The sequence below is a fragment of the Seohaeicola saemankumensis genome, from assembly GCF_042678485.1.
Lineage (GTDB): Bacteria > Pseudomonadota > Alphaproteobacteria > Rhodobacterales > Rhodobacteraceae > Seohaeicola > Seohaeicola saemankumensis.
This window is the reverse complement of record NZ_JBHTKR010000004.1, coordinates 337,170-364,157: the sequence shown is the minus strand read 5'-3', so window position 1 is coordinate 364,157 and position 26,988 is coordinate 337,170. Positions and strand designations below refer to the sequence as shown.

The window sequence follows — 26,988 nt, the reverse complement described above, 5'->3', positions numbered from 1 at the left end:
GATGAATTCGCTTTTGGAACGGAAAAGATGTGCACAAATTTGCTGAACTTGGTCAAACGCCAACAAGGAAGCCGCTCATGTCCGTTCCCCCGATTCCCTTTGCCGACCTGCCTTTCAGCAAGTCAGAATATGATCGCCGGCTGACGCTGACCCGCGCCGCAATGGCAGAGCGCGGGATAGATGTGCTTTTCGTCGAGGACCCGTCGAACATGGCCTGGCTGACCGGCTATGACGGCTGGTCCTTCTATGTTCATCAAGGCGTGATCGTGACCCATGACCGTGATCCGGTCTGGTGGGGGCGCAATATGGATGCGAACGGCGCCAAGCGGACCGCCTGGCTGTCGCATGATCACCTGCGGCCCTATGATGACACCTATGTGCAATCCAACGAACGCCACCCGATGCAGCATCTGTCGGCGCTGCTCTGCGAGATGGGGTTCGAGTCGGCATGTATCGGCGTCGAAATGGAGAACTACTATTTCTCGGCCAAGGCCTATGTCACGATGATGACCGAACTGCCACGCGCCACGCTGGTGGATGCCACTGCGCTGGTGAACTGGCAAAGAGCGATCAAATCGCATGAAGAAATTGCCTTCATGCGCCGCGCGGCCCGGATTGCCGAAAAGATGGTGGATACCGCGATCGAACGCGCGCGCCCCGGCGTGCGCAAGAATGACCTTGTGGCGGAGGTGATGCGTGAGGCGATCATCGGCGTGGGCGAGGATTGGGGCGACTACCCCGCCATCGTTCCGATGTGCCCATCGGGGGCCGATGCATCAGCCCCGCATATCACCTGGAACGGGGGCGAGTTCGAAAACGATCAATGCACCTTCTTCGAACTGGCCGGTGTCTATCGGCGCTATCACACACCCTTCTGCCGAACCGTCTATCTTGGCACCCCCCCGGATGAGGTGAAACGTGCCGAAGCCGCCCTGATCGAAGGGTTGGAGGCCGGGCTGCAAGCGGCCCGCGCCGGCAACCGGGCCTGTGATATCGCGGATGCGCTGGCCCGCCCGCTCGAGGCCGCGGGCATCCAGCGCGGTGCGCGCTGCGGCTATCCCATCGGGATCAGCTATCCGCCCGACTGGGGCGAGCGGACGATCAGTCTGCGCGCCGAGGATCAGACGGTTCTGCAACCCGGCATGACCTTTCATTTCATGCCGGGCCTCTGGATGGACACATGGGGGATCGAGATCACGGAATCGATCCTGATCACCGCCGACGGTCCGGCCGAAACCTTCTGTAACCGCCCGCGCCGGATCTTCGTGAAGTCATGACGGATGTGACCCTGACACAGGCCATTCTTGGTGATCTGATCGGCTTTCCGACAATCTCGGCTGACAGCAACCTGGACATGATCGACCACATGGCCAACATCTTGCTGGATGCGGGCGCGCGCGTCGATCTGTTCCATGACGAGACCGGCACGAAGGCCAATCTTTTCGCCACGATCGGTCCGGACCGGGAGGGCGGGATCGTCCTGTCCGGCCATTCCGATGTCGTCCCGGTCGCAGATCAGGATTGGTCAAGCGATCCGTTCCGGATGGTCGAACGGGATGGCCGGCTCTTTGGCCGCGGCACCTGCGACATGAAAGGGTTCATCGCGGCGGCCCTGGCGATGGCGCCCGACTATGCCGCACGCAACCTTTCGCGTCCGATCCATTTCGCCTTCACCTATGACGAAGAGGTGGGCTGCCTGGGCGCGCGTTCGCTTGTTCCGGCCCTGCAGGCCCGCGGTATCCGCCCTGCCATGGTGATCGTCGGAGAACCCACAGAGATGCGGATCATCGAAGGCCACAAGGGCTGTTGCGAATACACCGTCGAATTCCGGGGGCTGGAAGGCCACGGATCCAACCCGGACCGGGGCGTCAATGCTGTCGAATATGCGGTAAGCTATGTCGCGCGGCTCATGGAGTTGCGCCACCAGCTGCGTCACCGGGCGCCCGTGGGTGGCAGGTTCGAACCGCCCTGGACCACGATCAACGTGGGCCGCCTGTCAGGCGGTGTAGCGCATAACGTCATCGCCGGCCGGGCCGAGCTGGACTGGGAAATGCGCCCGGTGCAAGACAGCGACGCTGCATTCGTCCGCGAGGATCTGGCAGCCTATTGCAACGATGTGCTGCTGCCTCAGATGCAGGCGATCTGCCCGGATGCCGGGATCACGACCTATGTCATCGGCGAGGTTTGCGGGCTTGAACCGATGGAGGAGAATGCCGCCCGCCGTCTGGTGGCAGAGCTGACCGGGGCGAATGGCGCGGATGTCGTGGCTTTCGGCACAGAGGCGGGATTGTTCCAGCAAATGGGCATGTCCGCTGTCCTGTGCGGGCCCGGCAGCATCGAGCAAGCGCATAAGGCGGACGAATATGTGGCTCTGTCTCAGCTGGATCAGTGCTTGTCGATGCTGCAGGGCCTTGGCGAAAGGCTGACCCGTCATGTCTGACCAGCCCGATGCGCGCGCCCGTTTTCTGCGTTTGCATGACGCGCTGCGCACGCGGATCTGCCTGCTTGATCATCCCCCCGGAACGCGCCTGTCGGAAGAGGCCCTCGCGGCTGAATTCGGAACCTCCCGCACGCCGCTGCGCCGGGTTCTGGCCCGCCTCGAGGATGAGGGGTTGGTTATCTCGCAGCATGGTGTCGGCACGATCGTCACCGATGTCGACCCCGGTGAGATGGCGCGAACCTATGATCTGCGCCGCGAACTGGCAGGACTGGTGGGGCGGCTGTCCCCGGTGCCGATCACCAATGAGATCGTGGCCAAGGCCCATGACTTCCTGCTGCGCGGAGAGGCGCTTCTGACCAACCCCGAGGTGCGTTCTCTGGCGCGGCTGAACATGGAATATTTCCATTTCGGCACGTCGTTGACACTGAACGAGGCGCTGCGCGACACATCGGAACGACTTTATTACCGCACAGCCCGGATATGGCTCAAGACTACGTCGCATCTGGATCTGACCGAGGAAACCGCGATCTTCGTGTCCGAACTGCGCGACAGCCTGCAGGCGCTTCAGGCCCGTGATCCCCAGGCCGCCGCGGATGTGCGGCGCGCGCATATCTCGCTGTGCATCGCACGCGTGAATGCGGCGCTGACCTGACAGCACGTCAGGTTCTTCTTGCTTCAAATATCCAAATCCGGCCCGTGCACCGCGCAATCAGGCCGGATCAGTATCTAAATGGGTTCAGCTGGCCGCAACCAGCAGACCCTCATCCTTGATCTGGCGATAGGCCTCGTCCAGGGACTTGCGGGCACGCTCGATCAGGATATCGGCCTCGTCCCGGGTCATCACCAGCGGCGGGCTGATGATCATCCGGTCGCCCACATGGCGCATGACCAGATTGTTGGCAAAGCACCGCTCGCGGGTGATGTAGCCAATGGTGCCGGCTTCAGCCGCAAACCTGGCCCGGCTTTCCTTGTGCGGGGTCAGCGCGATGGACCCCATCATGCCGACGATCTTGGCCTCGCCCACCAGCGGGTGATCCATCAAGCCGGTCCAGAGTTCCTTCATGTAGGGTCCGATATCGGTCCTCACGTGTTCGATGATGCCTTCTTCCTCGATGATGTTGAGGTTCTCCAGCGCGACGGCCGCGGCCACGGGATGGGCGGCGTAGGTATAGCCGTGGTTGAACTCGCAGGCGCCGATCACTTCGGCAACCTCGTCACAGACGATCGAGCCGCCGATGGGCTGATAACCGGATGATAGCCCCTTGGCGATGGTCATGATATGGGGCCGGATGTTCAGGGTCTGGCTGCCGAACCAGTTGCCGGTACGCCCGAAACCGCAGATCACCTCATCCGCAATCAGCAGGATCTCGTACTTGTCGCAAATGCGCTGGATTTCCGGCCAATAGGTGTCTGGCGCCACGATCACGCCGCCGGCGCCCTGAACAGGCTCGGCGATGAAGGCGGCGACGCGGTCCTCGCCCAGATCATGGATCGCCTGCTCCAGCTGCCGCGCGCGTTCCAATCCGAATTCTTCGGGTGACATATCTCCGCCTTCGGCCCACCAGTTGGGTTGGTCGATATGGTGGATATCGGGGATCGGCAGGCCGCCCTGCGCGTGCATGCCCGACATGCCACCCAGCGATGCGCCTGCCATGGTCGATCCGTGATAGGCGTTCTTGCGGCTGATGATGACCTTCTTGTCAGGCTTGCCCTTCTGCGCCCAATAGGTCCGCACCATGCGAATGTTGGTATCATTCGCTTCAGACCCTGATCCGGCGTAAAACACATGATTGAGGTCGCCTGGCGCCACTTCGGCCAGTTTCTGGCTCAGTGCGATGGCAGGGACGTGGGTCGTCATGAAGAAGGTGTTGTAATAGGGCAGTTCCTTCATCTGGCGCGAGGCAACATCGGCCAGGCGATCGCGCCCGTAACCCACGTTCACACACCACAGCCCTGCCATGCCGTCGATGATGCGGTTGCCGTCACTATCGGTGATCCAGACGCCGTCGGCGCGGGTGATGACACGGGCCCCGCGTTTGGCCAGCGCATCCTGCGTCGAGAAAGGATGCATGTGATGCGCCGCGTCGAGGGCCTGCAATTCCTGCGTGGGCATATGATTGGTGATCACGGTCATGACGGGCCTCTTGCTGGTCTTGGAATGATTGGGGGAAGGCCGCTGAAAGGCGACTCCCCTGCCAGGCCAACAATATGATCAAATTTCAGAGTGTCAATCGAATCAGTCTTGCGGATGGTCAAGGTCAAGCATTTCGCGGATCTGCTCCATTCCCTGAAGCATATCCTCCCGCATGGCTCTTGCCGCCCCCTCGGAATCACCTGTCCGGATGCATTCCAGCATGTCCTTGTGTTTGTCAGGCAGGTTCTGGGTACCGATCCGGCCTATCACCACGCGTAGTGAGGGTCCGAAACGCAACCACAGCCTTTCGGCCATTTCCGCGAGAATGGGCGCCTCTGCCAGACCATAGAGCGTGGCATGAAAACGATAGTTGTTTTCCAGATAGGCGCGCAAATCACCCGCGGCTATGGCACGGTCAAGGTCGCTGTCGATCTCGGTCAGGTGCATCAGGTCCGCGGCGCCTGCACGCTCTGTGGCGCGCAGCCCAAGATGCGACTCAAGCCATTGTCTTGCATAAATAATTTCTGATATATTGGCAGCCGTCAATTGCGGCACACAAACCCTGCGATTGCCTTGGAAAACAAGCGCGCCTTCGGCTGTCAGGCGCCGGATCGCCTCGCGGACCGGGGTCATTCCCGCGTTCAACCGATCGGCCAGTCCCTGGATCGTCAACGCCTGCCCCGGCGCGATCTCTCCGAAAAGGATCTGCTCGCGCAGTTTGCGATAGATCACCTCATGCGCGGGGGGGTTCACGGACGCTTCCGCCAAGGTGTTCATTTTTCGGGCACCATCATCCATTTCGCCGCTTTCCCCGCGGTACTGCAAGACATCGTCTTGCGAGTTTAACGAGGTCATGAAAATATTACCATATTGCCATACGGCAGAAAGTTTGATCAAATTCCGTAAAAGGGACAGAAGATCCTCGTATCCACCATAGGGAGTTACCTGATGAGACATCAACTGCTGACCATGACTGCAACAATCGCGCTCATGGCAGGGGCTGCCGCGGCACAAGAAGTCCGTGTGTATAACTGGTCCGATTATATCGACGAAGAGCTGCTGGCCAAGTTCGAGACCGAAACCGGGCTCAAGCTGATCTATGACGTTTTCGACAGCAACGAAGTTCTGGAAACCAAGCTGCTGGCCGGCGGTTCGGGCTATGACGTTGTCGTGCCCTCGGGGACCTTCCTGCAGCGTCAGATCCAGGCGGGTGCGTTCCAGCAGCTGGACAAATCCAAGCTGCCGAACCTGTCGAACATGTGGGATGTCGTGTCATCGCGGACCGAACAGTACGACCCGGACAACGCCTATTCCATCAACTACATGTGGGGCACGACCGGCATCGGCGTGAACGTCGGCAAGGTCACCGAGATCCTGGGTGCGGATGCGCCGATCGACAGCCTGTCGCTGGTTTTCGACCCCGCCAACGCTGAAAAGCTGGCCGCATGCGGCATCATGATGCTGGACGCACCGGCAGAAATGATCCCGGCCGCGCTGAAGTTCCTGGGCGAAGACCCAAACAGCCATGACCCCGAGGTTATCGCGAAGACCGAGCCGGTCTTCATGGCGATCCGTCCCTATATCCAGAAGTTCCACAGCAGCGAATACATCAACGCGCTGGCCAATGGAGACATCTGCGTGGCGGTCGGCTGGTCAGGTGACATCCTGCAGGCCCGTGACCGTGCCGCAGAGGCCGAGAATGGCGTTGAAGTTGCGTATAACGCGCCCAAGGAAGGCGCGCAGATGTGGTTCGACCAGATGGCGATACCCGTCGACGCGCCCAATGTGGAAGGCGCGCACGCATTCCTGAACTTCATCATGGATGCGCAGAACATGGCCGCCGCATCGAACTATGTCTACTACGCCAACGGAAACCTTGCCTCGCAGGAATTCCTGGCTGAGGACGTGATTGGCGATCCGGCGATCTACCCCTCGGAAGAGGCTCTGAACAACCTGTTCACAACCACACCCTGGGATGCAGGCGTACAGCGTACCGTGACCCGTATGTGGACCAAGATCAAATCGGGCACCTGAGACCCGAAACCATGGACCCGCGCAACATCTGCGCGGGTCCGTTTATAATAAAGGACAGGGATCGGCATGGCACAGACCGTCTTCGCCCCATGGGATGATCCGCAGGCAAAGCCTCTCATCCAGTTCCGGAACGTCACCAAGCGGTTCGGAGATTTCACAGCCATCGAGAACCTGACCCAGGATATCTACGAGAAGGAATTCTTCTCGCTGTTGGGTCCGTCCGGCTGCGGCAAGACAACCCTGATGCGGATGCTGGCCGGTTTCGAGAACGTGACCGAAGGCCAGATCCTGATCGCCGGACAAGACATGGCGAATGTTCCGCCCAACAAGCGGGCCGTGAACATGATGTTCCAGTCATACGCCCTGTTTCCGCATCTGAGCGTCTGGGAAAACATCGCCTTCGGCCTGAAGCGTGAAGGCAAACCCAAGGCCGAGATAGAGGCGCGCGTAGACGAGATGCTGCGCCTGACCCGGTTGGTGAAATTCGCCAAGCGCAAGCCGCACCAGATTTCCGGTGGACAGCGGCAACGTGTGGCGCTGGCGCGCAGCCTAGCCAAGGCACCGAAGCTTCTTTTGCTGGATGAACCGCTGGGCGCGCTGGACAAGAAGTTGCGTCAGGACACTCAGTTCGAGCTGATGGATATCCAGGAAAAGACCGGCACCACCTTCGTGATCGTGACGCATGACCAGGAAGAGGCGATGACCGTGTCCAGCCGCGTTGCGGTGATGGACGAGGGGCGCATCATCCAGGTGGCGACCCCGGCACAGATCTACGAGGCGCCCAATTGCGTCTATGTCGCGGATTTCATCGGCGAGGTGAACATCATCGACGGTTCCGCCACCCGCGAGGGTGACGGATATCGCATTGCATGGGCCGAGGGTCAGGAACCCTTTGTCGCCAAGACGCCCAGCAGCTTTTCCGATGGGCAGCGTTGTCACATTGCGATCCGCCCCGAGAAGGTCGCGATTTCCGCCGACCGTCCCGATGACATGGCGAACGCGGTCGAAGGTCAGATCATCGACATCGCTTATCTGGGCAACATCTCGACCTATCACGTCAAGCTTGGCAACGGTCAGATGATCAAGGCGCAGGCCGCCAATACCCGTCGCCTGTCACGGCGCAGCTTCACCTGGGAAGACCGCGTCTGGCTGTCATGGACGGACACCGCCGCCGTCGTTCTGGAGAGCTGAGGCGATGCGGCGTTTCATCCTCATCGCGGTACCATATCTGTGGCTTCTGGCACTTTTCCTTGTGCCTTTCCTTATCGTGCTGAAGATCTCGCTGTCGGATATCGCGCTGTCGATTCCGCCCTATACGCCGCAACTGGACCTGTCTGCGGGGTGGGATGGGTTCAAGAGCTTCCTGTCCCAGCTTGATTTTGAAAACTTTACCTTCCTGACTCAGGACCCGCTTTACTGGAAGGCCTATGTGTCGTCGCTTCAGATCGCGGCGATTTCGACCGTTCTGACGCTTTTGGTGGGCTATCCGATTGCCTATGGCATGGCACAGGCCCCCGATGAATGGCGCGCGACGCTGCTGCTGTTGGTTATCCTGCCTTTCTGGACCAGCTTCCTGATCCGCGTCTATTCCTGGATCGGGATCCTGTCGAACGAAGGCTTTCTGAACCAGTTCCTGCTCTGGACCGGCATCATCTCGACCCCGCTGACCATCCTGAACACCAACACCGCCGTCTATATCGGGATCGTCTATACCTACCTTCCCTTCATGATCCTGCCGATCTACTCGGCCCTTGAAAAGATGGATGGGTCGCTTCTGGAAGCAGCGGAGGATCTGGGCTGTTCGCGGCTTTCGGCCTTCTGGCTGATCACCGTGCCGCTGTCGAAGTCGGGCATCATCGCCGGCTGTTTCCTTGTTTTCATCCCGGCGCTGGGTGAGTTCGTCATCCCCTCGCTGCTGGGCGGGTCTGACACGCTGATGATCGGCAAGGTTCTATGGGAGGAGTTCTTCTCGAACCGCGACTGGCCGGTGGCCTCGGCGGTGGCGGTGATCCTGCTGCTGATCCTGGTCGTTCCCATCGTGCTGTTCCAGCGCAACGAGCAAAAGCAGCGGGAGATGGACCAATGAGGCGGTTTTCCTGGTTCAACGCCACATCCCTGACCCTGGGCTTCGCGTTCCTTTATCTGCCGATGATCATCCTGATCATCTACAGCTTCAACGCATCGCGCCTGGTCACGGTCTGGGCGGGATTTTCGACCCAGTGGTACGGAACCCTGTTGCAGAACGAGTCCTTTCTTGATGCAGCCTGGGTCACGGTTCAGGTTGCAGTGGCCTCTTCCACGATTGCGACGGTGCTGGGCACGATGGGGGCCTATGTTCTTGTCCGCGGTGGTCGTTTCATGGGCCGCACCGTGTTTTCGGGCATGATCTATGCCCCACTTGTGATGCCCGAGGTGATAACCGGCCTTTCCCTTTTGCTGCTGTTCATCGGGATCGGGCTGGATCGCGGTATCTTCACCATCGTACTGGCGCATACCACCTTTTCGATGTGCTTCGTTTCGGTCGTGGTTTCATCGCGTCTTGTCAGTTTCGACAAGTCGCTGGAAGAAGCGGCACTTGATCTTGGCTGCACGCCATTCGATGCCTTCCGCCTCGTGACTCTGCCGATCATCGCGCCAGCGGTGATTTCCGGCTGGCTTCTGGCGTTCACGCTGTCCCTGGACGATCTGGTGATCGCATCCTTCACGGCGGGACCCTCGGCCACGACCTTGCCGATCAGGATTTTCTCGGCTGTGCGCCTGGGTGTTTCACCCGAGATCAACGCGCTGTCGACGATCATGATCGCGATCGTCACGATCGGGGTTGTCACCGCGTCGATCATCACCAAGCGCAACAGTCTGGCCCAGCAACGCGACGAACAGGCCGCAGCACGGACAGCATGACCCGCATCTTTCCGGCCTATGCCTATGGGGATGGTCCTGTCGCAGGATGCTATTGGGCCACAACAGTGCCTGATGAACCTGGGGCAACACCTGCCGCGACGGGCAAGATCACCGCGGATGTCGTGATCATCGGGGCGGGTTTCACCGGATTGTCCGCCGCCCTTCATCTTGCACAGGATGGCGTGGATGTCGTTGTCCTGGACAGCATGTATCCCGGCTGGGGCGCATCCGGGCGAAATGGCGGGTTCTGTTGTCTTGGCGGCGCCAAGGCCAGCAGCGCCGAGCTTGCCCATCGCTTCGGACAGGATGCGCTGTCCGGGTGGCGGCAGGCCGAACAGGATGCTGTCGCGCTTGTCGCAAGGTTGCTGCAAGAGAATGACATCGCCGCCGATACGCATTCACAGGGCGAAACGATCCTGGCGCATAATGACCGTGCAGCGCGGGAGTTGCGCAAGGATGCTGACCGGGTCAAAGCCGACTACGCGGTCGACGCCAAGTGGCACAGCCCTGACGCGTTGAGGGACATCGGCATGGCGGGGCCCTTCACCGCCGGGCTGACGATCCCGGTGGGGTTTGCACTGAACCCCCGCAAATATGTTGCGGGGCTTGTCCGCGCGGTTCTGGCGGCAGGGGCGCGGGTGCACGGGCATAGCGCGGTCACACAGATCGCGCGGAACAACAATGGTTTCACGCTGACAACGGATCAGGCCACGGTGCACGCCAGCCGTCTAATCGTGGCGACCAATGGCTATTCGTCCGAGGATCTGCCGCCCTGGATGGCGGGCCGATACCTGCCGGCCCAATCCAATGTACTGGTCACACGCCCGCTGACCCAGGCCGAATTGGACGCGGCGGGCTGGACCAGCCGCCAGATGGCCTATGACACACGTAACCTGCTGCATTACTTCCGCCTGATGCCGGATAACCGTTTCCTGTTCGGAATGCGCGGGGGTCTTCTTGCATCAGCCAAAGCCGAGGCGAATATCACCGCCCGCGCCCGTCACCATTTCGAACAGATGTTCCCAGCCTGGCGTAATGTTGAAACCCCCCATGGGTGGAGTGGAATGGTCTGCTTTTCTTCCAACCGCACCCCATATTGCGGGCCGATTCCAGACATGCCCGGTGCTTTCGCGGGCTTTGCCTTCCATGGCAATGGCGTTGCCATGGGCAGCTATGCGGGTGCGCTGCTGGCTGATCTGGTACAGGACAGACCCACCCGCCTGCCCTATCCAAAGGTGATGCGTGCAGCCGCACCGCGCTTTCCGCTTGGCCGGTTTCGCCGCGCGCTGCTTCCCGCGGGTTACGCGCTGGCCGGATTGCGCGACATCTGAAGGTCAGGGATGAACAAGCGGCGCCAGGCGCACCCGCCATGGCATTTGCCCGAAAAGGACAGACCAGGATCACGGTTGCCAGGGAAACGCAGGGATCAAGGCGCGGATCAGCCTTGCGGTGTCATACCCGATCGCGCCTTTTCACGCTTCAGGCCCAGCGCATGTTCGCGCCAGATGATCATGACACCGGCCAGCATCACCAGGCCCGCGCCGATCAGCATCTGGTAGGTTGGCACCTCGTTGAAGATGAAATAGCCGATCAGGATCGCAAACAACATCGACGCATAATCGAAAGGTGCCACGACACTGGCATCGGCAAAGCGATAGGCCGATGTCAGGAAGATCTGCCCAAGCCCCCCCAGAAGCCCCGCCAGCACCAGCAGACCCGCCTCGAAAGGTTGCGGCACCACCCAGCCGAAGGGCAACGTCAGCAGCGACAACCCGGTCGCCGTCAGCGAGAAGAAGAACACGATGGCCGAGGTCTGTTCGGTCTGGACAAGTTTGCGGACATATATCTGGGCCAAGGCCGCGCAAACCGCGCCCATCAGCACCAGCATCGCGCCAAAAGCGGCCGAGGTATCGACCGACGGCCCCGACAACAACGTCAGACGTGGGGCCAGAACAACCAGCACGCCCACCAATCCCAATGCGACGGCAAACAGGCGAAACGCGCGGACTTCCTCGTTCAGGAACATGGCCGCGAAAACAACCACCAGCAGAGGCGCGGCATAGCCGATGGCGGTTACCTCGGGCAATGGCAGAAGGCCCAGCCCCGCGAATCCCAACCCCATCGCCGCGGTTCCCACAAAACCGCGCCAAAAATGTCCCAGTGGTGATGCGACCTTGAGGCCAGTCCGCAGGTCACCGCGTATCCAAAGCCAGACAAGGATCACCGGCATTGCGAAAAACGACCGGAAGAAAACCGCCTGACCGGGAGGAACGTGGTCGGCTGTCGCCTTGATCAGAGACGCCATGGTGATGAACAGCAAAACCGAGCAGAGCTTGAGGATAATACCCTGTACTGGCTGCATAAATACGACCCCTCGATGGAAGATCGGATGCTCGTCTTTCAGGTGGAAAAGGTCAATGGCCCTCTCTAGCCCTGTGAAAAAACCGTCTTGGGGATTTTTCAACCTTTGCTCGATTATCCGGATAGGCGGACAACCCCATAGAAGTAGGCAATTTTTCGCCAATACTACTCACGTTTTATTGTTCATAAAAATGATGCTCTACTCTTGAGGTATTATGAACACAGGGCCATGTCAGCGGGGATCGTGATCGTGTTTGCCCTATGCGCATCCCGGTGACGACCCCGTAACGAAAGGATGGGACTATGAAAATTACTCGTACACTGATTGCTGCGCTGAGCGCCTCCGCCCTCGCAGCACCCGCATTCGCAGGCTCGGCTGCACCCGCAGCCATGGAGCCGATGATTGAAGCACCCGCACCCGCGCCGATGGCGATGGGTCGTGACTGGACTGGTGGCTATGCCGGTGTCCAGCTGGGCTATGCCGACGTCAGCACCAACATTGCCGGCGTTGAAGGCGATGACATGATCGGCGGTCTGACCGCTGGCTACGACTGGGATCTGGGCAACTATGTTCTGGGTGTCGGTCTGGACGCAGATATTGCTGATCTGGCTGTAGCACCCACGCTGACGCTGGAGCGTGTGTATCGCCTGAAAGTGCGCGGCGGCTATGATCTGGGCAATGGCCTGATCTACGCAACCGCTGGTGGCGTTGGCGCCGATGTGGACGGTCTGGGCTATGACACCGGTTATTTCATCGGTGCCGGCTACGAGCACATGCTGACCGACAGCATCTCGCTGGGTGGCGAAGTTCTGTACCACGAGTTCGACAACTTCCAGGACACGGCAGACGTCGAAGCGACCACCTTCCAGGTGCGTGCAAACTACCGCTTCTGATTTGCCAACCTATCGAAGCAAAGGAAAAGGGCGCCTGTTGGGCGCCCTTTTTCGTTCAACGTCCTGGATCAGGCCGCCGCAAGCGCAAGATCAAGCAATATCACCGACAAACAGACGCCATTGGCAAGGATCATCAGGAAAACCGCTGCGGATGCGATATCCTTGGCCTGCTTTGCAAAGACCGACCAATCCGGTGACAGGTGATCCACGATCGCTTCGATCGCGGTGTTCAACGCCTCGATCGCAAGAAGGGCAAGCAGCAGCACTGTCATCAAGCCGATCTGCCCGGCAGAGCCCCCCAGGGCCAGAAGCAACAGCAATACCGCCGCGCCGCCAATGACTTCTTGCCGGAACGCCGATTCCTGCCACATCCGGCGCAAACCGGCCACGGAATAGCCAGTAGCTGCGATCAGATGTGCGAAACCTGTCTTTCTTTGGGGTTTTTGCTGGGTCACCTTGCGCTGCCCCGGATTATCTCATGAAAGGTCATTTGCGTGGCAAAACCCAGTTGGGACGCGGGAAATGGCAGGTATAGCCGTTTGGAATACGCTCAAGGTAGTCCTGATGTTCCGGTTCCGCCTCCCAGAAATCGCCCACGGGTTCGACCTCGGTGACTACATTCCCCGGCCAGATCCCCGAAGCCTCGACATCAGCGATGGTTTGCAGCGCCTCGGCCTTCTGGGCCTCATCCACATAGTAGATGGCCGAACGGTAGGACAAGCCGATGTCGTTGCCTTGCCGGTTCAGCGTGGTCGGATCATGGATCTGGAAAAAGAACTCCAGCAGGCGACGATAGCTGATGCGCGCAGGATCAAAGACGATCTCGATGCCTTCCGCATGGGTTCCGTGGTTTCGATAGGTGGCGTTCGGCACATTGCCGCCCGTATAACCCACGCGAGTACGCAAAACCCCTGGCAGCCTGCGGATCAGATCCTGCATGCCCCAGAAACAGCCCCCCGCCAGAACCGCGCGTTCTTCGGTCATTGCGTATCCTCCACCTGATCCAAATAGGCGCCATAGCCTTCGGCTTCCATATCGTCACGGTGCACAAAGCGCAAAGAGGCCGAGTTGATGCAATAGCGCAATCCGCCCCGATCGCGCGGACCATCGGGAAACACGTGGCCGAGGTGACTATCGCCATGGGTGCTGCGCACTTCGACGCGGACCATGCCAAGGGTCGTATCGGTCAATTCCTGGATATGCGCGGGCTCGATCGGCTTGGTGAAGCTGGGCCAGCCACAACCGCTTTCATATTTGTCGGACGAGGCGAACAGCGGCTCACCAGAGACGATATCGACATAGATACCCGGCTCCTTGTTCCGCAAAAGCTTGCCTGAACCTGGCCGCTCTGTCCCGCTTTCCTGCGTGACCCAGAACTGCTCCGGTGTCAGGCTCGCCACTACATCGGGGTTTCTTTCATATTTGGCCATAACAGTCTCCATGCTTGCCTGATCTGGAATGAAAGCTGCACTTCAGGGGCTTACTTTCAAGGTGTTACAGGCTTTTCATCGTGCTTCACGTCGTCAAAAAACCGAGATCGCCCTAGATCGCCGGTTCCCAATCCATCACAACCTTGCCCGCATCACCCGAGATCATCGCCGCGAACCCTGTCGCATAGTCGTCGATTCCGATGCGATGCGTGATCAACCCCGACAGGTCCAGCCCGCTACGGACTAGCGCGATCATCTTGTACCAGGTCTCGAACATCTCGCGGCCATAGATGCCCTTGATGTGAAGCATCTTGAATATCACCTCGTTCCAGTCCACCGCGAAACCCTGCGGCGCGATGCCCAGAAGTGCGACTTTGCCGCCATTGTTCATGTAGTGGATCATGTCACGCATGGCCGGGGGGGCGCCCGACATTTCAAGGCCGACATCGAAACCTTCGGTCATCCCGATCCTGGCCATCACGGAATCCAGCCCCTCTTCGTCAGCCTTGACCACATGCTGCACACCAAGACGGCGGGCCAGATCCAGTCGATATTGGTTGATATCGGTGATCACCACCCGCTGCGCGCCCGCTTTTTGCGCGACAAGCGCGCCCATGATGCCGATAGGGCCGGCACCTGTCACCAGGACATCCTCGCCGACCAGATCAAAGCTGAGGGCGGTATGCACCGCATTGCCGAAGGGATCGAAGATAGCCGCCACCTCATCCGGGATTTCAGGCGGAATAGGGACGACATTGGCCTCTGGAATGCACAGGTATTCCGCGAAGCTTCCCGGCCGGTTCACGCCCACGCCCCTGGTGTTGCGGCACAGATGCCCGCGCCCCGCACGACAGTTGCGGCAAATGCCGCAGACGATATGTCCCTCGCCTGATACCCGCATTCCGACAGTGTATTTGGTGGCCGCGGTGCCGGTTTCCACGATCTCGCCCACGAACTCGTGTCCGACAACCATCGGGACAGGGATCGTCGCCTTTGCCCAGTCATCCCATTTCCAGATATGCACGTCCGTGCCGCAGATCGCAGATTTCTTCACCTTTATAAGCACGTCGGTCGGCCCCGGTTCGGGCACTGGCACCCGTTCCATCCACAGACCCGGTTCGGCGCGGGCCTTGACCAGTGCTTTCATCTGGTTGCTCATCTGATTACCCCCAAATCACGCCCCACCAGGGCAAAGGCATCGACCGCCCGGTCCAGCATATCGCGGCTGAGCGCGGCAGACATCTGTGTGCGGATACGATCCTGCCCGCGCGGAACGACGGGAAAGGAGAAAGCCGTCACGAACACGCCCTTTTCATGCAGCAGCGCAGCCATGTCGCGGGCCAGTTTGGGGTCACGCAACATCACGGGGATGATCGCATGCTCGCCTGGCAGCAGCTCGAACCCGAGGGCACCCATGCGGGCACGGAAATAGGCCGCATTTTCCCACAGGGCGGCCCGCAAGGCTGCACCGTTTTCCAGCATGTCGAACACCTTGAGGCTGGTCGCCGCGATAACCGGCGCCAGCGTGTTCGAGAACAGATAGGGGCGCGACCGTTGCCGCAACCAGTCCACAACGGGGGCACTGGACGCCGTATACCCACCAGAGGCGCCGCCCAACGCCTTGCCAAGAGTGCCGGTGACGATATCGACCCGGTCCATCACACCGCAGGCTTCAGCGGTGCCGCGCCCCGTCGGGCCGACAAAACCAACGGCATGGCTGTCATCGACCATCACCATGGCGTCGTAACGTTCGGCGAGGTCGCAGATCTGCTCCAGCCTGGCCATGTAGCCATCCATCGAGAATATCCCGTCCGTCGCGATCAGACGGTGCCGCGCGCCTGCGGCTGCCTGCAATTGCGCCTCAAGATCGGCCATGTCCGAATTGGCGTAGCGCAGGCGCTGCGCTTTGCACAGGCGCACCCCGTCGATGATGCTGGCGTGATTCAGCGCATCCGAGATAATCGCGTCCTCGGTTCCCAGAAGCGTCTCGAACAGACCTGTATTGGCGTCAAAACAGCTGGAATAGAGAATGGAATCCTCCATCCCAAGGAAACTTGCGATACGCGCCTCCAAGGCTTTGTGTTCTTCCTGGGTGCCACAGATGAACCGGACCGACGCCATCCCATATCCGTAGCGTTCAAGCGCCGCGCGACCTGCTTCGACAAGGTCCGGATGATCAGCCAGCCCAAGGTAATTGTTGGCGCACAGGTTGATGGACAGCCCGTCACCTTCCACCACAACTTCGCCTGCCTGCGGCGAGGCGATCACGCGTTCAACCTTGTAGAGACCCTCGTCACGCAGGCCGTCAAGCCGCTCTGAAATGTCTTCATCGAACCTGTCCGCCGCGCGCATCGCGTTCTTCCTCCTGATGGTTTGGGAAAGCATAGCACGCGCCGGCGCGATGCTCATCCCGCATTCCCCGCGTTCATCGACAGATCAGGTCGCCCCGGCTTCGGTCGCAACGCGCGGACGGCCATTCGCCTCTACCGTCAGCACGGCTTCGATGAAAACCGGCCGGCCTTCGATTTCGGCGCGCCGCACCTCGCGGGCGGTCTTCATCAGGATATCTGCTGCACCGGCCGCGCGGGCTTCCGCTTCGGCCTCCTGCCGCAACACCGCCTCAAGCCGGTCCATGGCAAGATCGGGGTCGCCGAAATCCTCTGGTCCGCTTTCAAGGTGAACGCGGTATTTGCCCTCGGATGGGGCCGTAACAGTGCCTGATTTCCGGAAACTGACCTGCCCCACCACCGCGCCGATCGCATTCGCGACCCCGGCATGTTCGGGCAGGATCATTCTGGTGTTCAGGCGCTGACCGACAGCGGGATAGTAGCTTGCGGCCGAGGCCCCAAGACCGATGACATCAACCGCAAGACCGGACTGGATCGACACCAGACCGCGATGACCTGCAAGACCGCGATGCATGAGCACATGTCGCGCCAGTTCTGCCGGTGGCAGACCAAAGCCCTGGTCTTCTTCTGCGAATGCCGTTTCGAGAACGGCAAGAACAGTCTGTTCGGTCAGGCGATCAATGATCATCCGGGCCATCGCGGCCGGGTCGCGTGCCAGCACCTCGCCCGCACCCGTGCGCCTGCGACCCATCAATATCAGAGCCTTTTCGGCTGCCGCGCGATCCCAGGCCCGCAACACGCCCAACGCATGGCTGGCATCCGAGGGGGTCAAGCCAGCCACCTGGACAAGGCCACGCGCCACAAGCCGCTGCAACGCCTGCCCGTCCAGCCGGGTACGCAGGATGGCCGACAATGGGTGGATCGTATCGCCAATGCGCTGCAACAGTGTCTGTTCACGCTCGGTCAGTCCCCCTGCGTCGATACCCGGCACAGCGCGCACGAAACGACCGTCATGTTCGCCGGGAACCGCGCTGCGCAACTGCGTATCAAGTGCTGCATGCACCAGGTCGGGGGCTTCATGACCGACAAGGCTGACCGGCAGCAAGCGCCTTGGGCCAAGGGTCACGCCACCATCAAGGCCGTCGGGGATCACGTGAACCTCGCTATCGCCACCCAGTCCATGGGTCCGCATGGCGACGGCTTCGACCATCGTTCTATAGGGGCCGACCTGCGCCCCATTAGGGTCTATTGCTGGCTTTCCATCACGCAAGACAGCAATGTCCGTGGTCGTGCCGCCAATGTCCGAAACGATGGCAATGTCCGATCCGGTCAACCAACGCGCCCCGACGATACTGGCTGCCGGGCCGCTCAGGATGGTTTCTATCGGGCGCGCCTTGGCTTGCGCCGCGGACATCAGGGCCCCATCCCCCCGCACCACCATCAGCGGCGCATGAATGCCGATCTCGGTCAGCACATCTTCAGCCCTGCCGATCAGACGATGGGTCATCCCGATCAGCCGCGCATTCAGAACAGCCGTCAAAGCACGCTTGGGCCCATTCAGCCGCGCTGACAGATGATGCGAGCAACTGACGGGGCGGCCGGTTCTTGTCATGATGATGTCGGCCGCGCGGTTCTCATGGGCCGGGTTCCGGGTGGCAAATTGCGACGCCACGGCAAAACCTGAAACACCGGAAACAGTCTCTAACCAGGCTTCAAGTCGTTCGATGTCCAAGGCTGCCACCTCGGTGCCAGCATGGCTATGACCGCCCTTGAGAACGATGAACGGGTCTCCGCGCAGGGCATCGGCAAGGCCGTGCGTGTCGAGATCTCTGGCCTCGAAGCCGATATAGACAAGTGCAACGCGGCCGCCCTGCCCTTCGACCAAAGCATTGGTGGCGAGGGTCGTCGACAAGGACGCCATGGCGATGGCGTCCGGCTCTACGCTGGCCTGATCAAGAACCGCGCGCACGGCGGCACCGATCCCAAGCGCCAGGTCGTGACGCGTGGTCAGGGACTTTGCGCTGGCAACAACGTCGCGCTCGTTCCGCACCAGGACGGCATCGGTATAGGTGCCGCCCGTATCCACACCCAGCAACAACGCCATGGGCCTCTCCTTCAAAATATCCTGTCAGGGTGTAGCGCAGTCTGCCGACTAAACCATTCCATTTGCGTCAGTTTGCAGTCGCTTCACAGCCCAGAGCGCGGCATCCGCGACCTCGGCTGCGGGATCGTTCACCAGGGAGCGGGCAGATTCAAGCAGCGCGGCATCGCCCGAATTCCCGATTGCATAAAGCACATTTCGCACGAACCGGTCGCGTCCGATCCGCTTGATCGGCGAGCCCGAAAAGAACGCCCTGAAGCCTGCATCATCCAGCGCGGCAAGTTCCGCCAAAGGTGGCGCTTGCAGATCAGGTCGGGCCTTGTATCCGATCTCGCGCGCGGCCACGGCGAATTTGTTCCAGGGGCAGACCGCCAGGCAATCATCGCAGCCATAGATCCGGTTGCCCATCAAGGGCCGCAGTTCAGGATCAACCGGCCCCTTATGTTCGATCGTCAGATAGGAAATGCACCGCCGCGCATCCAGCTTGTAAGGCGCCGGAAAGGCCCCTGTTGGGCAGATATCCAGACAATTCGAACAGGAACCGCAGTGATCGACCTCGGCCGGATCCGAGGGCAGATCAAGGGTGGTGAATATCGACCCGATGAAGAACCAGCTGCCTAACTGTCGGCTGACCAGGTTCGTATGCTTGCCCTGCCAACCCAACCCGGCCGCCTGCCCCAAGGGCTTTTCCGGCACCGGCGCGGTGTCGACAAAGACTTTGACCTCACCCCCGCCTTGCGAAATCAGCCAGCGCGCCAGGCGCTTGAGCCGCTTCTTGACCAGATCGTGATAGTCACGGTTCTGCGCGTAAACAGAGACTGTTCCTGCGGTTTTCTGCTCCAGGGCTGCCAGCGGATCACTGTCTGGCGTATAGCTTTCCCCCAGCATGATCACTGACCGCGCCGCCGGCCAGAGAGCCGCCGGATCACCGCGCCAATCGCTGCGTTCAGCCAGCCATGTCATCTGGCCATGATACCCTGCCTCCAGAAAGGCCGCCAACCGATCAGGCACCTGCGGCACATCCCATGGCCGACAGATGCGACAGGCATCGAAACCCTCGGCCAGGGCCTGTTCAACCAAGTGTTGCTTCAGCCTGTCCACGGCATGCCTGCGATTGCTTGCCCGCGAATGGCAGGGGATGACGGCAAAGGCGGGAGAACGGGCTGTGCCCGCCGTCCGTGGCCGCGATTATCAGAAATCGAGATCGGCATAATGCGCCGGCGGCGGAAACCCGGGGACCTGGTCCGCCAGAATCGAGCGGAATGCCGGCCTTGACTTGATCGTGGCGTACCAGTCCTTGACGGATTGCGACCGGTTCCAGTCCACATCGCTGATGTAGTCCAGTGAAGACAGATGCGCCGCAGCGGCAAAATCGGCCAGCGTGATCGTGTCACCGGCCAGCCAGCGGCGGTGATCCAGCAACCAAGACATGTAATCGAGGTGGAACTTGATCGCCTTTGCGCCGTCCTTGACGTTGCGGCTGTCTGGAAAGCCGCGGGCCATGATCTTTTTGTTCACGCGCTCGTACAGCAGTTTGGACGTTACTTCCTGATGGAATTTGTCATCAAACCAGGACACAAGACGGCGCACCTCGTAGCGTTCATCCCGTCCGCGCGGCATGAGAGAGGGGTCTGGATAAGCTTCTTCCAGGTATTCGCAGATCGCGGCGCTTTCCGACATCGTCTTGCCGTCGATCTTGAGAACCGGAACCTTTGCGGCAGGGTTGCGCCGCAGGAAATCCGGTGACGGCTCCCAATACCGTTCTTCGGCCAGCTCACACTCGATCCGTTTCTCCGCAAGGCTCAACCGCACTTTTCGGCAGAAAGGAGATAGAGGAACGTGAAATAGCCGCGCCATGTGACGATGTTGCCTTCAATTACGGGTTATGTCCTGCATGCCCTGCCCGGCGCGGTTTTTCAATCCTCGAAACAGGTTGCCCTGCCATCCTTGGCGATCAATTGCGCCCCATCGAGGATCAGAGCGATACGCTGTCGCTGTGACGCGCTGGGATTCGAAGCTGATCGCGCCTTTGGCGCAGGCAGCACCATTGCAAGACTTGCAGCCTGCTGCGCCGAAAGGCTTTCGGGGCCAATTCCGAAATAGTGCCATGCCGCGGCATGAACCCCGAAAATGCCTTCGTCGAATTCTGCAATGTTCAGATAGACTTCCAGAATCCGGCGCTTGGACCAGGTCAGTTCAACCACAGGGGTCAACAGAGCTTCAAGAACCTTGCGGCCCCAGTTGCGCCCATGCCAGAGGAATGCATTCTTCACGACCTGCTGCGTGATCGTCGATGCCCCCCTGTTCGCGCCAGCCTCGATGGCAGTCTTGATCGCGTCCAGGTCAAAGCCGGTGTGAAGGCAGAAATTGGCATCTTCAGCGGCCACCACAGACCGCAGCATCACGGGTGCGATCAGGTCGACGTCCACCCATTGGCGGTCAATTTCGCCAAGGTATCGCTTTTCGGACAGGATGTAGGCTGTCGTGGGCGGGTTGATCACCTTGTAAGACACCACCCAGACCGCAAGCAGCACAGCGACCCCGAGAATACCGACAACAAACCAACGCTTGACGCTCCGCAAAGGCGAAAACCGCCGGGCAGAGGAAGCAGGTTTGGACCTGGTTGTTTTTGTCTTGCGTGCCACATGCACAGCTATAGGCAAGCTGTAAGCATTCGGAAAGGCCACTCATGCTGCCAGAAGCCTTGCCTCGCGGGTTCTTGCAATACTGCGTGCGGATTTCCATCTGCGCCGACCGGATTCGGTGGCCAATTCCGGGAACAGTGCCAGGATCTCGGCAGCGGTTTCATCGGCTCCGGCCAGAAGGTAGTCGCCGGGATGCAGACTTTCGGTCGCCGCGCCTTCGGCAAAGATCACTTCATGACGGTCCAGCAGCAAGTGGACATAGGTCACCGTCTCGCAGGGGGCCGACATGATGGTGTCACCGTTGACCAGCGTCTTGGCGGGAACAAGGATCTCACGCTCGCCAAAGTACATCTCGGCTTTCCAGCCGGTGACCAGAATCCTGTGGTTTGGTGACACCAGCAACTGGTTCGTGTTTCCGCAGGTGCCAGGCATGAACCGGATCGGAGCAAACCGATCCTGGCCACTGACAGTCGTCTGACCGATCCAGCGCAACGGGCGCATGCCGCTGTCGCGGGTCAGGATCAAATCACCGGGTTTCAGGGTTTCGACAGGACGAGCGCCCTGCGCGGTGAAAATCAACGTGCCCGCAACAAAACAGGGCACCGGGGGCAAGGTGTACTGCGTGGACGTATTTACATATGTCGCCGAGCGGAATGTCGCATTGGTCAGGACAGTGCCATCTGTTGGCATGAAAACCGCAGAAGCGCCGGTCCGGTAGAAGGTTACACCCGTAATAGTAACGTTTTTCCCGTCGACTCTGACCGTGATGGTATCACCCACCCAAACGCTGGCGACGGTGAAACCGCCAATCGTGTCACCTTGCGATGTGCCGATGATCCCGTTGTCGTTCTGATCCGTGACGGTCAGCGTTGAAGGGGTGAGCGCGCTGTTGCGCGCCGGCGGATTTCCCGGATCGATCGAAAAGAAGCTGAAGCTGTACGTGCCGGGCATCATGCCTACCGCAAAAAGTTTAAACAACTTAAGCGGTTTTTCTTGTCTTAATTAAATCTGACAAATGGCAAAATTAAGAAAACCCGGCGCCTTAATTGCCGGGTTTCCTTGAATTTTAGTAATCGCCTACTGGTTGTTTTATTCGGCAGGCAATGCGCGCTCTTCCAAGGCCAGGGGGTGCGGAATATGGATCAGCATCTCTTTCGGGCAAACCTGCACGAAATGCCCGACCTCCTGCTCCCAGTGCTGAAGGATATCGGCAGCGCGACGGCTTCCGGTTTCGGCCAGATGGCGTTCGATCAGGCCCTTCAGTTGATCTTCCCAGTAAGCAACAGACACCGGGCAGGTCACCAGGGTTTCCATGTTCATCATCTTCGCGGCAATGCCGTTCGGATCATAAAGATAGGCCATGCCACCGGTCATCCCGGCACCGAAGTTGGCCCCGATTTCACCAAGGATGACAGCGACGCCACCGGTCATGTATTCGCAACCATTGCTGCCGCACCCTTCGATCACGACCTTGGCCCCCGAGTTGCGCACGGCAAAGCGTTCGCCCGCGCGACCGGCGGCAAACAGGTAGCCATCCGTCGCCCCGTACAGCACCGTGTTGCCGATGATCGTGTTCTCGGATGCGGTCAACGGGCTGGCCATCGGCGGGCGCACTACGATGGTGCCACCGGACAGGCCCTTGCCGACATAATCATTGGCGTCACCCGACACTTCCAGCTTCAGCCCAGGTGCCGCGAAAGCGCCAAGGCTCTGACCAGCCGACCCGGTCAATTTCACTGTCAGGTGGTTCGGCTGCAGCGCGTTGCGCATGCCAAAACGCTTGACGATATGGCTGGAAACGCGCGTGCCGACGGTGCGGTGCGTGTTCTGCACCGCGTAGGACAGTTGCATCTTTTCACCATCTTCCAGGAACCGTGCCGCATCGCGAACGATTTCCGCGTCCAGCGTGTCAGGCACCACGTTGCGCGGCTTGGCGCGATCGTAAACGATATCGCCGGCGCCATCGACGGTGATCAGCAGCGGGTTCAGGTCCAGATCGTCCAGATGTGCCGAGCCACGGCTGACCTGGCTGAGAAGATCGGCGCGGCCGATCACATCATCCAGACTGCGCGCCCCGATGCTTGCCAGGATCTCACGCACTTCCTGCGCGTAGAAGGTGATCAGGTTCACCACCTTGTCGGCAGTCCCGGTGAACTTGGCGCGCAGCGCCTCGTCCTGGGTGCAGACACCCACAGGGCAAGTGTTCGACTGGCACTGGCGCACCATGATGCAACCCATCGCGATCAGCGCTGCGGTGCCGATCCCGTATTCCTCGGCGCCCATCATAGCGGCCATCACGATATCACGCCCCGTCCGCAGGCCGCCATCGGTCCGCAGGGTGATCCGGTCACGCAGGTTGTTCATGGACAGAACCTGATGCGCTTCGGTCAGGCCCATTTCCCACGGCAGGCCCGCGTATTTGATCGAAGTTGCCGGGCTTGCCCCGGTGCCGCCATTGTGACCCGAAATCAGGATGATATCGGCCTTGGCCTTGGCCACGCCTGCCGCAATCGTGCCGACGCCGGACTGTGCCACCAGCTTGACGGTGACCTTGGCGCGCGGGTTGATCTGCTTGAGGTCATAGATCAGCTGCGCCAGATCCTCGATCGAATAGATGTCGTGATGCGGCGGCGGGCTGATCAGGGTCACGCCCTTTGTCGAATGGCGCAGACGGGCGATCAGGTCGGTGACCTTCATGCCGGGCAGCTGGCCACCTTCGCCGGGCTTGGCACCCTGGGCCACCTTGATCTCAAGCTCTTCGCACTGGTTCAGGTATTCAGCGGTCACGCCGAAACGACCCGATGCCACCTGCTTGATCTTGGCGCTGGGGTTGTCGCCATTGGGTTCCGGCACGAAATGCGCCGGGTCTTCGCCACCCTCGCCGCTATCCGACTTGGCGCCGATACGGTTCATGGCGACGTTCAGGGTCTTGTGCGCCTCAGGCGACAATGCCCCAAGCGACATGCCCGGCGTCACGAAACGTTTGCGGATAGAGGTGATGCTTTCCACCTCTTCGATCGGGATCGGCGCGCCCATCGGTTTGATCGCCAGCAGATCGCGCAGATGGATCGGCGGCATCGCCTGCATCTTTGCCGAATACTGCTTCCAGATTTCGAAGCTGGCCTTGTTGCAGGCCGTCTGCAGCAGATGCATCGAGGTCGCTTCCCAGGCATGGGTCTCGCCCGAGCGGCGCGCCTTGTAGAAACCGCCGATCGGCAGAACGTCCATGCCGCTCAGCCAGCCCTTGTTATGGACCTCCTCGGCCTTGCGCTGGATACCGGTCACGCCGATACCGCTGATCCGGCTGGTCATGCCGGGGAAATATTCGGCGCACATGGCGCGCGACAGGCCGACCGCTTCGAAGTTCAGGCCGCCACGATAGGACGACAGAACCGAGATCCCCATCTTCGCCATGATTTTCAGAAGACCCTGATCAATCGCTTCGCGGTAGCGGCGCATCGCCTGGGTCAGCGAGCCGTCGATCAACCCGCGCGAGATGCGGTCAGCGATGCTGTCCTCGGCCAGGTAGGGGTTCACGACAGTGGCGCCACAACCGATCAGCACGGCGAAGTAATGCGGATCAATACATTCCGCCGAGCGCACGTTGAGCGAGCAGAAAGTCCGCAGACCCTTGCGCGTCAGATGCGAATGCACGGCACTGGTTGCCAGGATCATCGGCATCGGCACCTTGTCCGTGCCTTGCTTGTGGTCGGTCAGAACAAGATGTCCGGCACCGGACCGCACCGCGTCTTCGGCTTCGGCGCGGATACGCTCCAGCCCTTTGCGGAGCGCATCATGATCATCGCCCACCGGGAAGGTGCAATCGATCTCGACCAGGGGCGCGTTGAAATTGCGCGTCACCTCATCCCACTGGGCATTGCCGACAAACGGGCTGTCCAGCACAAGGATCTCGGTCTGCGCGCTGCTTTCATCCAGAACGTTCTTGAGGTTGCCGAAACGGGTCTTCAGACTCATCACGCGGAATTCGCGCAAGGAGTCGATCGGCGGGTTGGTCACCTGGCTGAAGTTCTGGCGGAAGAAGTGCGACAGCGGGCGGTACTTGGTCGACAGCACCGCGGCGGGCGTATCATCACCCATGGAGGCCAGCGTTTCCTTGCCGTCCTCTGCCATGGGGGCAAGGATCTGTTCCAGTTCCTCGATCGTATAGCCAGCCGCGATCTGCCGCTTGCGCAGTTCTGCGCCGGTGAACATCGCCGCTTCGCTGACCCCGGCCAGGGCGTCATCCAGTTCGTTGATCTTGCCGACCCATTCACCGAAAGGCTGGGCCGCGGCAAGACGGTCCTTGATTTCGGAATCGTGGAACAGCTTGCCTTCCTTCATGTCGACGGCAATCAACTGTCCCGGCCCCAGGGCGCCCTTTTCGCGCACCGTGGCTTCCTTGATCGGGACCATCCCGGCCTCGGAACCAGCGATCAGCAGACCATCACCGGTCACGACATAGCGCATCGGACGCAGGCCGTTGCGGTCAAGACCCGCGCAAACCCAGCGGCCATCAGTCATCGCAAGGGCGGCCGGGCCATCCCAGGGTTCCATCACCGAGTTGCAGTAGGAATACATGTCGCGCCAGCTTTGCGGCAGTTCGACGGCCTGCTTGGACCAGGATTCCGGCACCAGCATGGTTTTCGCCATGGGGGCGGAACGGCCCGCGCGCACCAGAACCTCGAACACCGAGTCAAGGGCGGCGGAGTCGGACGATCCGGCCTGCACGATCGGCTTGATATCCTCGGCCAGGTCACCGAACGCGCTGGAGGCCATGCGGATTTCATGGCTTTTCATCCAGTTGACGTTGCCGCGCAGGGTGTTGATCTCGCCGTTGTGGGCCAGCATGCGGAAGGGCTGCGCCAGCCACCATTGCGGGAAAGTGTTGGTGGAATAGCGCTGGTGATAGATCGCGAATGCGCTTTCGAAACGGGGATCCTGAAGGTCGGGATAGAATTCCGCAACCTGTTCGGCCAGCATCATCCCCTTGTAGATGATCGACCGGCAGGACAGCGAACAGATATACATCCCCTGAATGCCGGCGGCGATTGCCGCCTTTTCGATCCGGCGGCGGATCACGTAAAGCTCGCGCTCGAAGGTTTCCTCGTCCACACCCTTGATGTTGGAAATCAGGATCTGCTCGATTTCCGGGCGGGTCGCGTTGGCCTTTTCACCAAGGCAGGAAATATCGACCGGCACGTGACGCCAGCCATAGATGTAATAGCCCATGCGCAGGACTTCGGTTTCCACGATGGTCCGGCAGGTTTCCTGAGCGCCGAAGTTGGTGCGCGGCAGGAAAACCTGACCCACGGCCATCAGGTGATCGGTCTTGGGCTCGTGTCCGGTGCGCCGGATCTGATCATAGAAAAACGGAACCGGGATCTGCACGTGAATGCCCGCGCCATCGCCGGTCTTGCCATCGGCATCCACGGCACCCCGGTGCCAGATCGCCTTCAGCGCGTTGATTCCGTTTTCGACAACCTTGCGCGACGGCTTGCCGTCGATGGACACCACAAGACCAACACCGCAGGAAGAATGCTCTTCTTCCTCGGCGTAAAGACCGTTCTCAGCCATCCACTTGCGCTTGGCTTCTTCGGCGGCGGCCCAGCTTTCATCATATTTGGTCATGGCGTCTGCCTTTCGCTATTCTGCCGGAACGGGCGTCCTGCCCTGTTCGGAGATCATCTGATTTGCGGCGCG

The 26,988-nt window shown here is 60.3% G+C and carries 23 protein-coding genes; 9 read left to right on the top strand and 14 right to left on the bottom strand.

What is annotated here, in order from left to right; all coding sequences use genetic code 11:
• Positions 1-77 precede the first annotated feature (77 nt).
• Genes ACFQ3C_RS11390 through ACFQ3C_RS11380 form a run of 3 tightly spaced genes read left to right on the top strand, consistent with a single transcriptional unit; the run spans position 78 to position 3,092 of the window.
• The gene (locus tag ACFQ3C_RS11390; protein WP_380791789.1) at positions 78-1,277 is read left to right on the top strand and encodes a M24 family metallopeptidase; all 1,200 of its coding nucleotides are present in this window, start codon (positions 78-80) and stop codon (positions 1,275-1,277) included.
• Positions 1,274-2,440: an acetylornithine deacetylase gene (gene argE / locus ACFQ3C_RS11385; RefSeq protein ID WP_380791787.1), complete on the top strand. Its 1,167-nt coding sequence runs from the start codon at positions 1,274-1,276 to the stop codon at positions 2,438-2,440. Before ACFQ3C_RS11390 ends, argE begins: the two co-directional genes overlap by 4 nt.
• Complete coding sequence (locus ACFQ3C_RS11380; protein WP_380791785.1) at positions 2,433-3,092, top strand: GntR family transcriptional regulator; 660 nt, start codon at positions 2,433-2,435, stop codon at positions 3,090-3,092. Before argE ends, ACFQ3C_RS11380 begins: the two co-directional genes overlap by 8 nt.
• 84 nt (positions 3,093-3,176) lie before the next feature.
• On the opposite strand, the gene ACFQ3C_RS11375 is transcribed toward ACFQ3C_RS11380, so the two are convergent.
• The gene (locus ACFQ3C_RS11375) at positions 3,177-4,574 is read right to left on the bottom strand and encodes an aspartate aminotransferase family protein (protein WP_380791783.1); all 1,398 of its coding nucleotides are present in this window, start codon (positions 4,572-4,574) and stop codon (positions 3,177-3,179) included.
• A gap of 102 nt (positions 4,575-4,676) precedes the next feature.
• Positions 4,677-5,588: a GntR family transcriptional regulator gene (locus ACFQ3C_RS11370; protein ID WP_380791781.1), complete on the bottom strand. Its 912-nt coding sequence runs from the start codon at positions 5,586-5,588 to the stop codon at positions 4,677-4,679.
• Here ACFQ3C_RS11370 and ACFQ3C_RS11365 point away from each other — a divergent pair.
• The 5 genes from ACFQ3C_RS11365 to ACFQ3C_RS11345 all read left to right on the top strand — a co-directional run bounded on the left by ACFQ3C_RS11365 (position 5,523) and on the right by ACFQ3C_RS11345 (position 10,840).
• A complete protein-coding gene (locus ACFQ3C_RS11365) occupies positions 5,523-6,608 on the top strand; it encodes a polyamine ABC transporter substrate-binding protein (protein WP_380791779.1) in 1,086 nt (361 codons plus the stop codon). The genes ACFQ3C_RS11370 and ACFQ3C_RS11365 overlap by 66 nt on opposite strands.
• 66 nt (positions 6,609-6,674) lie before the next feature.
• Positions 6,675-7,799 carry an ABC transporter ATP-binding protein gene (locus ACFQ3C_RS11360; RefSeq protein ID WP_380791777.1) on the top strand — a complete coding sequence of 375 codons (1,125 nt, stop codon included), beginning with the start codon at positions 6,675-6,677 and terminating at the stop codon, positions 7,797-7,799.
• 4 nt (positions 7,800-7,803) lie between these two features.
• Positions 7,804-8,694: an ABC transporter permease subunit gene (locus tag ACFQ3C_RS11355; protein ID WP_380791775.1), complete on the top strand. Its 891-nt coding sequence runs from the start codon at positions 7,804-7,806 to the stop codon at positions 8,692-8,694.
• Positions 8,691-9,509 carry an ABC transporter permease gene (locus tag ACFQ3C_RS11350; RefSeq protein ID WP_380791773.1) on the top strand — a complete coding sequence of 273 codons (819 nt, stop codon included), beginning with the start codon at positions 8,691-8,693 and terminating at the stop codon, positions 9,507-9,509. The genes ACFQ3C_RS11355 and ACFQ3C_RS11350 overlap by 4 nt, the downstream gene beginning before the upstream one ends.
• A complete protein-coding gene (locus ACFQ3C_RS11345; protein WP_380791771.1) occupies positions 9,506-10,840 on the top strand; it encodes an NAD(P)/FAD-dependent oxidoreductase in 1,335 nt (444 codons plus the stop codon). Before ACFQ3C_RS11350 ends, ACFQ3C_RS11345 begins: the two co-directional genes overlap by 4 nt.
• A 107-nt stretch (positions 10,841-10,947) precedes the next feature.
• Here ACFQ3C_RS11345 and ACFQ3C_RS11340 read toward each other — a convergent pair whose 3' ends face one another.
• The gene (locus ACFQ3C_RS11340; protein WP_380791769.1) at positions 10,948-11,871 is read right to left on the bottom strand and encodes a DMT family transporter; all 924 of its coding nucleotides are present in this window, start codon (positions 11,869-11,871) and stop codon (positions 10,948-10,950) included.
• 302 nt (positions 11,872-12,173) lie between these two features.
• Between ACFQ3C_RS11340 and ACFQ3C_RS11335 the strand changes: the two genes are divergently transcribed.
• Positions 12,174-12,764 (top strand): outer membrane protein, encoded by a 591-nt coding sequence (locus ACFQ3C_RS11335; protein ID WP_380791767.1) that lies wholly within the window; start codon positions 12,174-12,176, stop codon positions 12,762-12,764.
• Between the two features lie 68 nt (positions 12,765-12,832).
• Here the strand turns inward: ACFQ3C_RS11335 and ACFQ3C_RS11330 are convergent, their stop codons facing one another.
• The 11 genes from ACFQ3C_RS11330 to gltB form a co-directional block, all read right to left on the bottom strand.
• Positions 12,833-13,219, bottom strand: coding sequence for a diacylglycerol kinase (locus tag ACFQ3C_RS11330; protein WP_380791765.1), 387 nt, complete (start codon positions 13,217-13,219; stop codon positions 12,833-12,835).
• A gap of 31 nt (positions 13,220-13,250) precedes the next feature.
• Positions 13,251-13,748: a peptide-methionine (S)-S-oxide reductase MsrA gene (msrA, locus tag ACFQ3C_RS11325; RefSeq protein ID WP_380791763.1), complete on the bottom strand. Its 498-nt coding sequence runs from the start codon at positions 13,746-13,748 to the stop codon at positions 13,251-13,253.
• A complete protein-coding gene (msrB, locus tag ACFQ3C_RS11320; protein ID WP_380791761.1) occupies positions 13,745-14,194 on the bottom strand; it encodes a peptide-methionine (R)-S-oxide reductase MsrB in 450 nt (149 codons plus the stop codon). Before msrB ends, msrA begins: the two co-directional genes overlap by 4 nt.
• Positions 14,195-14,306: 112 nt before the next feature.
• Positions 14,307-15,341 carry an L-threonine 3-dehydrogenase gene (tdh, locus tag ACFQ3C_RS11315; RefSeq protein ID WP_380792137.1) on the bottom strand — a complete coding sequence of 345 codons (1,035 nt, stop codon included), beginning with the start codon at positions 15,339-15,341 and terminating at the stop codon, positions 14,307-14,309.
• An 8-nt stretch (positions 15,342-15,349) separates the two neighbouring features.
• A complete protein-coding gene (locus ACFQ3C_RS11310; protein ID WP_380791759.1) occupies positions 15,350-16,546 on the bottom strand; it encodes a glycine C-acetyltransferase in 1,197 nt (398 codons plus the stop codon).
• Positions 16,547-16,630: 84 nt separating this feature from the next.
• Positions 16,631-18,646 carry a hydantoinase/oxoprolinase N-terminal domain-containing protein gene (locus ACFQ3C_RS11305; protein ID WP_380791757.1) on the bottom strand — a complete coding sequence of 672 codons (2,016 nt, stop codon included), beginning with the start codon at positions 18,644-18,646 and terminating at the stop codon, positions 16,631-16,633.
• 48 nt (positions 18,647-18,694) lie between these two features.
• Positions 18,695-19,744 (bottom strand): tRNA epoxyqueuosine(34) reductase QueG, encoded by a 1,050-nt coding sequence (queG, locus tag ACFQ3C_RS11300; protein ID WP_380791755.1) that lies wholly within the window; start codon positions 19,742-19,744, stop codon positions 18,695-18,697.
• Positions 19,745-19,834: 90 nt separating this feature from the next.
• Positions 19,835-20,500, bottom strand: a complete 666-nt coding sequence (gene fzlA, locus ACFQ3C_RS11295) for an FtsZ-binding protein FzlA (protein ID WP_380791753.1) — start codon at positions 20,498-20,500, stop codon at positions 19,835-19,837.
• Positions 20,501-20,559: 59 nt separating this feature from the next.
• On the bottom strand, positions 20,560-21,300 hold the full coding sequence (mtgA, locus tag ACFQ3C_RS11290) for a monofunctional biosynthetic peptidoglycan transglycosylase (protein WP_380792135.1): 741 nt from the start codon (positions 21,298-21,300) through the stop codon (positions 20,560-20,562).
• A 30-nt stretch (positions 21,301-21,330) separates the two neighbouring features.
• Complete coding sequence (locus tag ACFQ3C_RS11285; RefSeq protein ID WP_380791751.1) at positions 21,331-22,266, bottom strand: Hint domain-containing protein; 936 nt, start codon at positions 22,264-22,266, stop codon at positions 21,331-21,333.
• Between the two features lie 111 nt (positions 22,267-22,377).
• Positions 22,378-26,916 carry a glutamate synthase large subunit gene (gene gltB / locus ACFQ3C_RS11280; RefSeq protein ID WP_380791749.1) on the bottom strand — a complete coding sequence of 1,513 codons (4,539 nt, stop codon included), beginning with the start codon at positions 26,914-26,916 and terminating at the stop codon, positions 22,378-22,380.
• Positions 26,917-26,988 lie beyond the last annotated feature (72 nt).